11 protein-coding genes are annotated in these 13,858 nt (G+C 39.6%); 7 read left to right on the top strand and 4 right to left on the bottom strand.

What is annotated here, in order from left to right:
* Positions 1 to 58: 58 nt before the first annotated feature.
* The 3 genes from JET18_RS09775 to JET18_RS09765 form a co-directional block, all read right to left on the bottom strand.
* Entirely contained in the window at positions 59 to 2,986 is a 2,928-nt protein-coding gene (locus JET18_RS09775) for a reprolysin-like metallopeptidase (RefSeq protein ID WP_202090459.1), read from the bottom strand.
* A 204-nt stretch (positions 2,987 to 3,190) separates the two neighbouring features.
* Positions 3,191 to 3,688, bottom strand: a complete 498-nt coding sequence (locus JET18_RS09770) for a DinB family protein (protein WP_202090458.1) — start codon at positions 3,686 to 3,688, stop codon at positions 3,191 to 3,193.
* Positions 3,689 to 3,705: 17 nt separating this feature from the next.
* A complete protein-coding gene (locus JET18_RS09765) occupies positions 3,706 to 4,845 on the bottom strand; it encodes an acyl-CoA dehydrogenase family protein (protein WP_202090457.1) in 1,140 nt (379 codons plus the stop codon).
* 193 nt (positions 4,846 to 5,038) lie between these two features.
* Between JET18_RS09765 and JET18_RS09760 the strand changes: the two genes are divergently transcribed.
* The 7 genes from JET18_RS09760 to JET18_RS09730 all read left to right on the top strand — a co-directional run bounded on the left by JET18_RS09760 (position 5,039) and on the right by JET18_RS09730 (position 12,388).
* A complete protein-coding gene (locus JET18_RS09760; RefSeq protein WP_202090452.1) occupies positions 5,039 to 6,901 on the top strand; it encodes an endonuclease in 1,863 nt (620 codons plus the stop codon).
* A gap of 264 nt (positions 6,902 to 7,165) precedes the next feature.
* Positions 7,166 to 7,771: a SatD family protein gene (locus JET18_RS09755; protein WP_202090444.1), complete on the top strand. Its 606-nt coding sequence runs from the start codon at positions 7,166 to 7,168 to the stop codon at positions 7,769 to 7,771.
* A gap of 2 nt (positions 7,772 to 7,773) precedes the next feature.
* A complete protein-coding gene (locus JET18_RS09750; protein WP_202090442.1) occupies positions 7,774 to 8,469 on the top strand; it encodes a DUF3307 domain-containing protein in 696 nt (231 codons plus the stop codon).
* Between the two features lie 33 nt (positions 8,470 to 8,502).
* Positions 8,503 to 9,222 carry a phosphoribosylaminoimidazolesuccinocarboxamide synthase gene (gene purC / locus JET18_RS09745; protein WP_202090441.1) on the top strand — a complete coding sequence of 240 codons (720 nt, stop codon included), beginning with the start codon at positions 8,503 to 8,505 and terminating at the stop codon, positions 9,220 to 9,222.
* A 36-nt stretch (positions 9,223 to 9,258) separates the two neighbouring features.
* Complete coding sequence (locus JET18_RS09740) at positions 9,259 to 9,618, top strand: four helix bundle protein (protein WP_202090439.1); 360 nt, start codon at positions 9,259 to 9,261, stop codon at positions 9,616 to 9,618.
* A 63-nt stretch (positions 9,619 to 9,681) separates the two neighbouring features.
* Entirely contained in the window at positions 9,682 to 11,181 is a 1,500-nt protein-coding gene (gene purF, locus JET18_RS09735; RefSeq protein WP_202090437.1) for an amidophosphoribosyltransferase, read from the top strand.
* A 259-nt stretch (positions 11,182 to 11,440) separates the two neighbouring features.
* A complete protein-coding gene (locus tag JET18_RS09730; RefSeq protein ID WP_202090435.1) occupies positions 11,441 to 12,388 on the top strand; it encodes a glycerophosphodiester phosphodiesterase family protein in 948 nt (315 codons plus the stop codon).
* 316 nt (positions 12,389 to 12,704) lie between these two features.
* Here JET18_RS09730 and JET18_RS09725 read toward each other — a convergent pair whose 3' ends face one another.
* Positions 12,705 to 13,427, bottom strand: coding sequence for a porin family protein (locus JET18_RS09725; RefSeq protein WP_202090433.1), 723 nt, complete (start codon positions 13,425 to 13,427; stop codon positions 12,705 to 12,707).
* Positions 13,428 to 13,858 lie beyond the last annotated feature (431 nt).

Here is a 13,858-nt window from a genome sequence, read left to right as displayed (position 1 = left end):
TCAAAAAAAATACTGCCTCGAAAGAGACAGTATTGACATAGTTTAATCAATTGGGTTACTAGTTTTTGATAAATCTTTTGCTGGTTTCTCCAATCTGGATCATGTAGGCACCTTTGATAAGCCCGCTTACATTCACACTGCCTCTTTCCAGTTTTCCTGAATTGATCAGTTTTCCGCCCATATCGAAGATCTTATAGTCTTCAGAAGTTGTATTTGAAATATGCAGCATATCTCTTACAGGGTTTGGATAAAGCTTAATATCTGTAATCAGGTCTTTGGTATCCGTAAGATCACCTCTTCCTGAAGAAACAATATTCAGTGTATAATCTTCAACCTGACCGTAAGTGTACGATCCACATGAAGAGGTAGGCAATGAGCTGTATTTCATCATTACTCTCATTCTGGTAGATCCGGCGGTAGCTGTAGCAGGAATGGTAATGCTGCCTGTTGCAGGAGTGGTTGTAGATCCGGCTTTAGACCATGCCAGTTCACCGCTGTCTGTAAAGTCGCCGTCACCATTGTAGTCAATATAAACCGCATAAGCTTCGCTGTAAACAGTTGAAGTCCATGTAGGAGTTACTGAGATGGTGTAAGCGGTTCCTTTTGTAACATTGGCAGAAACAGAAGTGAAGTCTTCATAACCTGCAGTTCCTGTTGAAGTGTTATTAATAGTTCCGAATTTCACATTTCCGATTCTTTCATCCGCTGTATTGGTGGCAGCAGCAGAACAGTAAGTAACCGTACCTCCTGAAAGCGTTGTCACGCTCACTGTATTGCTTGATGGGGAAACGTTTCCTGCCGCATCTTTAGATTTTACAGTGAAGCTGTATGTTGTAGCAGGCGTTAAGCTTGTTACAGTATAGGTAGTAGATGCTGTATTACCGATCATTGATCCGTTCATATATACATCATATCCTGTAACTCCAACGTTGTCGGTAGCTCCGCTCCATGAAAGATTTGTTGTGGTAGCGGTAGTTCCTGAAGCGGCAAGAGTAGGAGCTGTAGGCGCTACAGTGTCGGTACCGGAACCTGCATTTACAGTGATGTTGGCGTTATTCACATCAAAGAAGATATGATTGGAGCCTTTTACCATAATTCTTCCCGTTGTAGTGGATGAATTTGGAATGGTTACTGCCTGTGTGCCGTCATTTGGAGTTCCTGCAAGAAGGGTAGTCCAGGTGTTTCCACTGTCTGTGGACCATAAAATGTCTACATTGGCAGCGTTCACATTATTGGCAGTGGTTCCCGCAACGTTCCATGTAACGGTCTGTGAGCTTCCTCCTGCGTAAGATGTTGCTGAGTTTTGTGAAGAAACACTGAAAGGTCCTGCGGTTCCGTTTACAGTGATCAGAGCATCGTCAGAATTGTTTCCTGAACCTCCGGCTCTGTTGTCGCGCACTGTAAATCTGAAATTTAAAGATCTTGCAACAGTAGGTAAGGCTTCTACTGTAATCTCAGAACCTGCCGTAGTGGTAGCTCCTGTTAATATAGAGGCCATTCTTGGGAAGTATCTCGTTGGAGAAGCCGTCGGCGTCCATGATCTGAAAGTTGGTCCTGATGTCTTGGTCGCACTGGCTGCAGAACTGGCTCCTGTCTGCGAAGACGTAGCGCTGTCCATCTGCTCCCAGACATACGTTAATGCATCTCCGTTCGTATCGGTTCCGCTGCCCGTAAGCATGAACGGTGTTCCTTTCGGAATGGTATAATCAAGACCGGCATCTGCTGTAGGAATAGCATTTCCTGTAGAAGTGCTTACCGGACATGTTTTAGCTTTGATATTATTAGTGATCTGCTGGATACTTACGGCATGGAAGAAGGCATCCGAATGCGGCTGGACATCCTGAGCGGTAATCCCTGCATACCCCATAATGGTAGAGCCTGATCCCGGTTCCATATTGTTTCCGGATCTTTCCGTGCTGTGGGACATGGTGTGATTTCCTCCGAACTGATGTCCCATTTCGTGGGCTACAAAATCAATATCGAAATTATCACCTGAAGGAATGGCATCCAGCGGTGAAGTATATCCGCTTCCTTTTGAGCCATTTGTACAGACGCAGCCGATGCATCCTGCATTTCCGCCTCCTCCGGAAGCTCCGAATAAGTGCCCGATGTCATAGTTGGCTTCCCCGATTACCGAAGTAAGGGTACTTTGAAGCTGGGAGTTCCAGTTGCTCATTGATGAAGCGGCAGAATAGGGATCTGTAGAGGCATTGGTATAAATTACAGCGTCATTGTTGGCGATAAGCACCATTCTGGCAGCAAAATCTTTTTCGAAAACACCGTTGACGCGGGTCATGGTATTGTTCATTGCTGCAAGGGCATTGGCTTTGGTACCTCCGAAATACGCGGTGTATTCTCCGGTGCTGGAAAGTGCGAGTCTGAATGTTCTCAGCTTGGCATCATCCGCATTGGGTCTTGCGGCGATGTTGGCATTGGATACACCTTTTTCGGCAACGTCGATAACAGTACATTCAAATTTGCTTAAATCATCTTTCTTATCAGACTTTCTATAGACTACGTAAGAAGAAAGGTCTTTGGTGTAAGGCTCAATGAAAACAGCGGATTTATCTCCGTAAATTTCCATAGAAGAAAGACCAAGCGGAGAGATACTGAAGTATACCGTTGAAGTAGGATCGTCAAGGCCTTCGCCTACATAAGATTTGATATCCGGATATTTCGCGGCAAGCTGAGGGTCGAAGTTTGAATTTTCCCTTACCTTAAAGTTTTCCATCTTTCCTTCAGAATTAGGAAAAGAAATGATGATTTCAGATTTTTCTCCCGGTGCGAGTCTTTTGGGAGCTTTTGCAAGGGCGTTCTTTAATCCTGCAAAATCTAAGCTGTAAATCTTCGGATTGGTGATCAGGGTTTTGTTCTCAAAAATGTCTGAAGGTGCTTTTTTTGAACCTTCACTCCATAGACGGTCAGTCTGCGCGAAAGAAATGCCCGTAATAAGAAGCATTCCAATCATGGATAATTGTTTTTTCATATTAAATATTATTTTTGATTGTGGAATGTTAAAATTAATAAAAAATATATTACGAAAAACAAAAATTTTTAAGAAAAATTTAGAATATCTGTTCAAAATAATATATTATGCATTGAATATAATCCAAAATCTATTATCTCAAAAAAAGAAAATAGCACACGCAAAATGCGTATGCTATTCATTTATTAATAAAATAATTCTTAATTACATTTTATCATCTGCGGTAGGTCCGTAAAGCCCCGGAACTTTATTGCCCGTTGACCTTAAATAAACCACCAGCTCACCTCTGTGATGGTACAGATGATTGTATAAAAAACCTCTGATTACCTGTATCCTCTGAGTGGGAGGGAAAACAACGTTTCCATTCACTTCCATCTTCCATTCATTGAAATAGGTATTCTCATCGGAGTTTTCCAGAACTTTCTGAGCTTGGGCTACATTTTCTTCAAATTTAGCAACAATATTCTCCGCTTTAGAAATATCTCCTTTGTCATACCGGTAAGCGCCCATATCAAAAACATCCTGATTAAAGGTGGAATCATACCAGTTGTAAACTTCTGCAATATGGGACGCGAGCTGGCCGGTTGTCCAGTTCTTTTCAGACGGTTTCCAGTCTAAAGCACTGTCCGGAATTGCTTTAAGAATTTTCCTGGTGTTTTCTGCTTCATGCAGAAATTCACCTAAAAGGGCTTGCTTGATCATGGTATAAGGTATTAAAGTTATTTTGTAATATCTCTTCCGATCACCATTCTCTGGATTTCAGAAGTTCCTTCACCAATCGTACATAATTTGGAATCTCTGTAGAATTTCTCAGCAGGGAAGTCCTTTGTATATCCGTAACCTCCGAAGATCTGAACGGCATTGTTGGAAATTCTTACACAGGCCTCAGAAGCATACAATTTAGCCATTGCTCCTTCTTTGGTCATTTTTTGCTTGGCATTTTTCAAGGTTGATGCTCTTTGGATCAGAAGTTCAGCAGCGTCAATTTCTGTTGCCATATCAGCAAGCATAAAGTTGATCGCCTGGAATTCAGCAATAGCTTTTCCGAACTGGTGTCTTTCTTTAGCATATTTCAAAGCCGCTTTGTAAGCTCCTCTTGCTGTTCCTAAACTTAAGGCAGCGATAGAAATTCTTCCGCCATCCAAAATTTTCATAGCCTGCTTGAAACCTTCACCTACTTCTCCCAAACGGTGGGAATCCGGTACACGAACGCTGTCAAAGATAAGTTCAGCAGTTTCAGAAGCACGCATTCCAAGCTTGTTTTCTTTCTTTCCTGAAGTAAATCCAGGCATTCCTTTTTCTAAAACGAAAGCGGTAGAATTGTTTTTAGCTCCTTTTTCACCTGTTCTGGTCATTACTACGGCAATGTCTCCGGAAATAGCGTGGGTAATAAAGTTTTTAGCTCCGCTGATGATCCACTCGTCGCCATCTCTTACAGCAGTGGTAGACATACCTCCTGAATCAGAACCTGTATTGTGCTCAGTAAGTCCCCATGCACCGATTACTTTTCCTGAAGCCAGCTGTGGAAGCCACTTGTTTCTCTGCTCTTCGTTCCCAAACTCATAAATATGATTGGTACAAAGTGAGTTGTGTGCTGCTACAGAAAGACCGATAGAAGGGTCTACCTGAGAGATTTCATCCAGAATAGCAACATATTCATGATAACCCAGACCGGAACCTCCGTACTGCTCAGGAACTACAATTCCCATGAAACCCATTTCTCCCAGCTGGTGAAATAAGTCTTTTGGAAATGTCTGGCTCTCGTCCCACTCCATAATATTCGGTCGGATATTCTTCTCAGCAAATTCTCTTGCTGTTTCCGCTATCATTTTAATGTTGTCAATAGTCTCTGTGTTCATATAGATAAAATAGTTAGTTCCCAAAGATAACCAAATTGACGGAAAGCCAAAAATAATTATTTAGTCCATAGGGTTGTATACGCAATATTTTAATAATCAATTTTTTATATTTTATTAATTAATGATTTTTTAATATTTTTTTCAGAACTTTAAGTGTTTTAATTTACTATTTTAGTCACCCAATTTTTAAGGAATGAAAAAACTTTTACTACCTGTTATTTTAATTTCATCTTTAATTTCCGCCCAGATTCCGGCAGGATATTATGATGGGGCGACCGGACTTACCGGCTATGCGCTGAAGTCTAAACTGCACGATATTATTTCTGAAAAGAATATCAACTGGCATTATGGTGATTTACCCAATCTGTATAATCAGACCGATTTAGATAAATATTATGACCATGGACCAACGAATACGACGATTTTACTGGATCTATATTCGGAAATTCCTTCCGGCCCGGATTCTTATGAATATACTTCAGCCAACCTGATCAGTACTTCAGGTGCAGAAGGACTTGGATATAACAGAGAGCACGTGGTTCCGCAAAGTACTTTTGACAGTAATTACCCGATGTATTCGGATTTGCATTTTGTGATTCCTACGGATGCGAGGATTAATCAGCTGAGAAATAATTATCCTTATGGCGTTGGGAATTCCACGGTTCATTATACCTTTACCAATACTTCTAAAATTGCCAACAGTGCTATTCCTAACTATGTGTATACGAACAGAGTGTATGAGCCTTTGGATGAATTCAAAGGGGATATTGCGAGAATGCTGCTCTATTTTGCGGTAAGGTATGAAGACAAGCTGCCTTCATTTAATTATTCTACCAATATTAACCCGGCGATAGACCGGTCTGCTTTGGATGGAACCGCAGAACGGGCTTTTGATCCGGCTTATATTTCGATGCTGCTTCAATGGCACCTTCAGGATCCCGTATCTCAAAGAGAAACAGACCGGAATAATGCGATCTATGCTATTCAGAAAAACAGAAACCCTTTTATTGACAATCCTCAGTGGGTGAATGCTATCTGGGTGCAGACCCCTGACGCTGTAGTGCCACAGGCTCCTTTAAATTTAAATTCAACTCAGACCGGAGCTTATTATACGCATTTGGCGTGGTCGCCGAGTACTAGCCCGGATGTTATCGGATATAATATTTATCAGAATGGAGTTCTTGCAGCTACCACGAAATCTACATCCATCATTATTGATCATCTGACTCCTTCCACTTCTTATTCTTTTACGGTAAAAGCGTATGATCAGGGTTATCTGCAGTCTCCGGACAGCAATGTGAGTACAGTGTCTACATCAGCATCGGACACTAATTCTAAGGATCTTTTCATCGTTAAATATATTGAAGGTTCAGGCAATAACAAAGCACTGGAAATTGTCAACAGAACAGGTCACGAAGTAGATTTAAATAACTACAGCATAAGAGTACAATATTATAACAGTACAAATACTTCCTATTATTATGGAAACAGTTTTGAACTGGAAGGGAAAATTCCCAATAATCAGAATTTCGTTATTCTGAATCCAAAAGCGGCACTATCCTGTTATACGAATAATGATGCAAGGTTTCTTACAGCAGGCGATGCACTGACTTTTGCGGGAACCCAATACGTAGAGCTGATCTATAAATCAGCGACAGTTGATGCGATAGGAAGTAAGTTTGTAAGCAATTCATACGGAGATGTTTCTCTTTACAGAAAAAATACTGTGACTCAGCCTTCTGTGACATTTAATATCAGTGAATGGGACTCTTTTGGAACCGATTACTGCCAGAATCTTGGAACACTCTCTACTACGGATCTGATTACTTCCAATAAAGAATTTAAAATATATCCCAACCCTGTTCATGATGATCTTTTCGTAAGCGGAGAAATTAAGGATATAAAAACAGCTCAGATAACAGATGCTTCAGGAAAAGTGATCTACACTGAAAAAGAACCGTTCAGAAATAAGAAAAATATTTCGGTACAAAGTCTTCCGGCTGGTTTCTATTTCTTAAAACTGGATGATAAAGCGTATCAGTTTATTAAAAAATAATAACAACGCCATTGAGTAAAGCGAAGCAATTTCATTTAAGAGATTGATAAGAAGATTGCTTCGCTTTGCTCGCAATGACGTGGGGTATAAAGCAATTTTGCTCTGTAGTCATTTCGCTTTTTGGCCCAAATTCACTCATTGAAAATTCACAATTCACATCTATTCAAGACATCATTGATATAAGCAGATTCACTAATAATCAATATCTATAAGTGTTTCTGCTTATATTTTTTATTTATAAGTAATTATGCTTATATTTGCACAATGATAGCGGTCATAACCGGTGATATTATAAATTCACAGCATGCAGACACAGAAGTTTGGATCACCAAACTCAAGAATCTCCTGGAAAACTGGGGAAGTTCACCGCTCGCATGGGAAATCTACAGAGGAGACGAATTTCAGTTCAAATGTAATATTGACCAGGTATTCTGGCGTTTTCTAGCCATTAAGTCTCTCATAAGAAGCCAGGAAAATTTAGATGTACGGATTGCCATAGGCATTGGTGAAGAGAATTTTTCCTCTGAAAAAATCACCGAATCGAACGGAACAGCGTACGTACATTCCGGACGCCTTCTGAATGACCTTAAAAGTGACGGCCACACCGTTTCCATCAAAACCTCCAGTGAAGCCGTAGACCGGGACCTGAATATCCTTCTCAAATGGTCCTCAAAAGATTTTGACAGCTGGACGGTAGCTACAGCAGAGATCATCCACGAAATGATCATGAATGAAGATATCACACAGGAAGATCTCGCTAAGAAATTTGCTATTTCACAGTCCTCGGTAAGCCAGAGACTGAAACGCGCCAACTACGAACTTATCGTAGAAACGAATCAATATTTTAGAAAGAAAATCTCAGAACTGTAAGCATGATCTTTACTAAACTCATATTGGCACATCTACTCGGAGATTTTATTCTTCAGCCAAATTCTTGGGTTGCAGATAAAGAACGCCGTAAGCTGAAAAGCCCGTATCTGTATCTTCATGTTCTGATCCATACCGTTTTAAGCTTTGTTTTCCTTTGGAATACAGACCTGTGGTGGATTTCACTGCTTATCGGGATTACACATTTTATCATTGATGCCTCGAAACTGATGTTCCAGACGTTAAAGAATAAGAAGAGATGGTTTTTTATAGATCAGCTGCTGCATATTCTTGTGATCGCAGGAATTTCATTTTATTCTAAAGAATTCAGTTTTGGCTTTCTGAATACCCAGGAATTTTTAAAAATACTGATGGCAGCATTGTTCCTCACAACACCTGCCTCTATTTTCATTAAAATATTATTGTCTTCATGGACGCCGGTTCCGGAGACACAAAGCAGTTTACAGACCGAATCACTGTCGAGTGCAGGAAAATATATCGGAATATTGGAACGTCTTCTGGTTTTTACCTTTATCATGGTCAACCACTGGGAAGGCGTAGGTTTTATGGTAGCCGCCAAATCTGTTTTCAGATTCAGTGATCTGGCGCAGGCCAAGCAGAGAAAACTCACGGAATATGTGCTTATCGGCACATTGCTGAGTTTTGGAATGGCTGTTTTAACGGGAATTTTAATTAAGTAATATAAAATAAATCTAACTAACAAGAATTTAGAAATGGAAAAGAAAGAAATGTTGTACGAAGGTAAAGCAAAACAGGTATTTGCTACCGATAATCCTAATGAAGTAGTAGTACGTTTTAAAGATGATGCTACAGCATTTAATGCTCAGAAAAGAGGGTCTGTTGATTTGAAAGGGGAAATGAACAACGCGATCACCACACTTATTTTTGAATATTTAAATGAAAAAGGGGTTAAAACTCATTTCATTAAACAATTGAACGAAAGAGAGCAGCTGGTAAAAAAAGTATCCATTATTCCTTTGGAAATGGTGGTAAGAAATTACTCTGCAGGAAGCATGGCTCAGAGATTGGGAGTGGAAGAAGGAATTAAATCTCCGGTAACCATCTTCGATATCTGCTACAAAAAAGACGAATTGGGAGATCCGCTTATCAACGATCACCATGCCGTTTTCTTAGGAGCAGCAACCTATGAGGAGCTTGATGAAATGTATGAGCTTACTTCTGATATCAACGAGATCCTGATTGATCTTTTTGATAAGATGAACATCATCCTTGTGGATTTCAAAATTGAACTAGGAAAAACGGCAGACGGAGAAATCATCCTTGCAGACGAAATTTCCCCTGATACATGCAGACTTTGGGATAAAGATACCATGAAGAAACTGGATAAAGACAGATTCAGAAGAGATCTTGGAGAAGTTACCGAAGCTTACGTGGAGATCTACAACAGACTGAAAAATTTACTGAATAAGTAAATTTGAGAAGTTAGAAGTGAGATATTAGAAATTAGTATGAAATCGCACCGGATAGAAGATTTAAAGGTTTGGAACAAATCAATGGCTTTGGTAAAAGAAGTTTATTTAGTTTCTGCAGAACTGCCAGCTGAAGAAAAATTTGGTCTGCTGTCTCAAATCAGAAGATGTGCCGTTTCAATACCCTCTAATATTGCTGAAGGAGCAGGAAGAAATAATAAAAATGAGTTCTATCAATTTCTCGGAATTGCATTTGGTTCTACTTATGAACTTCAGACGCAGTTACAGTTATTAATAGATCTGAATTTTATTTCCGAAGCTAAAATACTACCTTTAAAAAATCTTCTGGCTGAAATTCAGAAAATGATCTACTCATTAAAAGAAAGTTTAAAATTATAATTGAAGTTAACTTAGACTAAATTCTAACATCTAATATCTAACTTCTAATTTAGAAAAATAGAAATGAAAAGTTTAGACATTCATAAAAGTGAATATTTAAAACAGTTTAAAGACCAGACGTACGGAAGGAACCTTTTCAGAACGCAGGAAGAAGAAAGACTGGATGCTCCCAATGAGGAGTGCGGGATCTTCGGGCTGTATTCTGATAATGATCTGGATACGTTTTCTCTTTCACAGTTCGGACTTTTTGCCCTCCAGCACAGAGGACAGGAAGCCTGCGGTATTTCCGTTTTAAAAGACGGGAAAATCACCAACATGAAAGATGAAGGACTGGTTTTGGACGTTTATAAAGAAATTCAGGAACCTGAAACTTTTATGGGCAATTCTGCAATCGGGCATACCCGTTATACCACTGCAGGAGACAAAAAGAAATATAATTTCCAGCCGTTCTTTGCAAAAAACGAGTACGACCAGATTATACTTTCTATAGCGCACAACGGTAACCTTACCAATGCGAAAGAATTAAAAACTGAGTTGGAAGCTGAAGGCGTAGTTTTCAGAGCTACTTCCGACTCTGAGGTTATTTTAAGACTGATCCAGAAAAATCTTGACCTTGGACTTCGTGGAGCAATCAAAGCAACCATGGAGAAAATTGAAGGTGCCTATTCCGTAGTGGGAATGACGAGAAATAAATTCTTTGCGTTCAGGGATTTCAATGGAATCCGTCCGCTGGTTTTAGGAGCTGTTGACGAAAAAACATACGTGGTAGCTTCCGAATCTGTGGCACTGGACGCTGTAGGGGCTCAGTATGTACGTGATATCCTTCCGGGAGAGATCATTTACACCAATGAAAATGAGCCAGGAAAACTTCAGTCTTATATGGTCAATGAAGGAAAAGGAAAGCAGAGGATCTGTTCTTTTGAATACATCTATTTCGCAAGACCTGACTCTACCATGGAAAATATCAATGTGTATGAGATCAGGGAAAAATCCGGTGAAAAGATCTGGGAGCAGGCTCCTGTAGAAGCTGATGTTGTCATCGGGGTTCCTGATTCAGGAGTTCCTGCTGCAATTGGTTTCTCTAAGGCTTCAGGTATACCTTTCCGTCCGGTTCTGATCAAAAACAGATACATCGGAAGAAGCTTCATTGTTCCTACCCAGGAAATGAGAGAAAGGGTAGTGAACCTTAAACTTAACCCTATTATTTCCGAGATCAAGGATAAAAGAGTAGTGATTATTGATGATTCCATCGTAAGAGGAACTACTTCCAAGAGACTGGTAAAAATACTGAAAGATGCAGGAGTAAAAGAAATTCATTTCAGAAGTGTTTCTCCACCTATTATTGCACCATGCTATTTAGGTATTGATACCCCTTCAAAAGATGATCTGATCTCAGCGAATATGACCACTGAAGAGCTTAGAGTTTATCTGGGCGTAGATTCTCTGGAATTCCTGAGTACAGAAAGCCTGAAAGAAATTTTAGGATCTTCCAACCACTGTTTCGGATGCTTTACAGAAGAATATCCGGTAGGAAAAGGAGAGGAGGTAGAATTATTTAATTAATATCTGCATTCAAAATAAAAATGAAGAGCCAGGCATTGAGTCTGGCTCTTTTTTAGGTCCCATTTCAGGAAAGATAATCTTTAACTGTATATTTAATTAACCGTACGTATGATCTTCCATCATCCCTCTTCCAGCTTCCGGCCGCAGAAGAAATTACTTTTATCACGCACACGTTAAGATAATGTATCAGAATCTTAATATTCCTGTATCATACAGTACAAGAGCAAACTTTAAATTTGTTGTTCTAAAATGTAGCGAAATGAAGAACGTATTTTTAACGGGTGCTTTTGTGATACTTGCCCAATGGTTTTCCTCTCAGTCTTTCGATAATCAGGCCCACCGCGGAGGAAAATCCTTATATCCCGAAAATACCATTCCGGCCATGAAGAATGCCTTACAAATGAATGTTACCACACTGGAAATGGATCTGGCCATCACAAAGGACAAAAAAGTAATTCTTTCCCACGATGCTTTCCTGTCCCCTGAATTAATAACAAAGCCGGATGGAACCTATATCCCCAAAGACTCCGGATTTTACTATAAGATTTATGAAATGCCTTATGCAAAGATTCAGACATTTGATGTAGGCTTAAAGAAACTTGAGCGCTATCCCGATCAAAAGAAAATGAAGGCTCAGAAACCGCTGTTATCAGACGTCATTGATGCCTGCGAAGCTTATTCCCGTGAACTGAAAAGACCTTTGCCTTTTTATAATATAGAAACCAAAACACGCCCTTTTTCCGATCATATATTTCATCCGGAACCTGAAGAATTTGTAGAGCTGATGATGAAAATTATTGTAAAGAAAGGAATCCAGGACCGGGTCATTATACAGTCGTTTGATCCCAGGACACTGGAAATCATTCACAAGGAATATCCTAAGATCATGACCGCTTTTCTGGTAGAAAAAGTGGATGATAAAAAGATGGCACAGCAGCAGACGCATTTCGAAAATATACCCGTTGAAAAATTCAGAATGTATCCGAATCACCTGAATGGAGTAGCCGGAGATATGAAATTTTTGAGTTTTACCCCAACCATTTACAGCCCGGAGCATACACTCGTTACTTCAAAACTCGTCCAGGAATGTCATGCATTGGGCATGAAAGTGATCCCATGGACCGTAAACACCAAAGAAAGGCTTAAAGAATTAAAAGAGATGGGAATTGATGGCGTGATCAGTGATGATCCGAGGATATTTGAATAACCGGTAAAGAGGTTTGAGAGTTTGGGCGTTTTAGAGTTGGAGTGTTTCGGGATGCGAGGTACGGGTTTGAGCGTCAGAGTGTCTTAGGGTTTGAGAGTTTTGAAATGCATATTTCGCTGCTTTTGACATTTCATTTCTGATATCTGACGTCTGATGTCTGATATCTAAGATGATACCGGGAAACATTGAATAAATGACAAATACCTGGTGGCTGAGGGCCTCGAAGCCACCAGTCCTCAATATAAAAAACGAAAGTCCGGACTTAAAAAAATTAAATCCGGACTTTACTATAGGTTAAATAATTGATTGTCTCTTATTAGAACTTATAATTCAGGCCAAGCTGAAATGCTCTGTGGTTCAAAGGTTCGGTACCTTCAGGCTTCTGATTTCTCATATCCGTAAGGCTGTTGATATATCTTGCATTGATTCCCAGATTCTGGGTAATATCATATCCAAGACCTAAACCAAGACCTAAATTGAATTTATTCACATTGTCCTTGTTAATATCTTCAGAGTTGGATACAGTCTGTGTGGTTGTCACTCCTCCTGTAGTGGTAGAGATAGTGCTTTCTCCTTTGTTTTTACCATTAATGAAATAGCTGAACTCAGGACCTGCTTCTACGTAAAAACGCTCTGTAGGTCTCATCTGTACCATTAAAGGAACTGAAATATAGTTCATAGTCGTTTTGTAATCACTTTTCGTTTTTACGTTGGTACCACCTGTGGTAACATCAGTAGACGAGATGACACTTTTCGCTCCAAGCTGGTTGTATAAAACCTCCGGCTGTAAGCTGAATTTCTGAGATAGTGGAATATTAACTAAAACCCCTGCATGGAATCCGATTTTCTGGTTATTAAGGCTTAATTTCTGCTCACTGAAGTAAGAAGAGTTTCCTCCCGCTTTAATACCGAATCTGATAGGTTGTTTTTCTTTCTGAATAGGATCTTGCTTGATAGGTTCCTGGTTTACAGTTTGTGTTTCCTGAGCAAACGTCATCATGCTGGCAGTAACTGCCAACCCTAGAAATAACTTCTTCATAATTTTATTTTTTAATTTTACTATTTTACTTCTCGTCCGATTTTTCAATCAGACTTGAATTATTTTGCAAAATGCTTGCCAAACTTCAAAAACCCTTACTGGAAGCGGTTTAACGAAGGTTTTGCCCGTTGTCTGGTTCGCGATTTTAACTGTTTTTTATGAGAAATTATGTTATGGAAATCTGTTTTTTCATGATGATTCTAAAGGAAATTGTCTTTATGTTGATGATTTTTTATCCAGTAATTCAGTAGCCGTAAGTCCGAATTCTTTCCTGAAAGTAAATTAAAAATGAGGTAAATCTTAAAGAAATTTATTTGAAAGTCCAATTTTGTTTGCTATAAAACCGGAAGATAAGCGGTTTTTAATTCAACCTTTTTGATGATAATTCCTTACAAAAAATGCCGGGCTTCTGAGAAACCCGGCATCCGCTT

Source organism: Chryseobacterium endalhagicum (assembly GCF_016745235.1).
GTDB lineage: Bacteria > Bacteroidota > Bacteroidia > Flavobacteriales > Weeksellaceae > Chryseobacterium > Chryseobacterium endalhagicum.
This window is presented reverse-complemented; position numbering and strand designations above follow the sequence as displayed.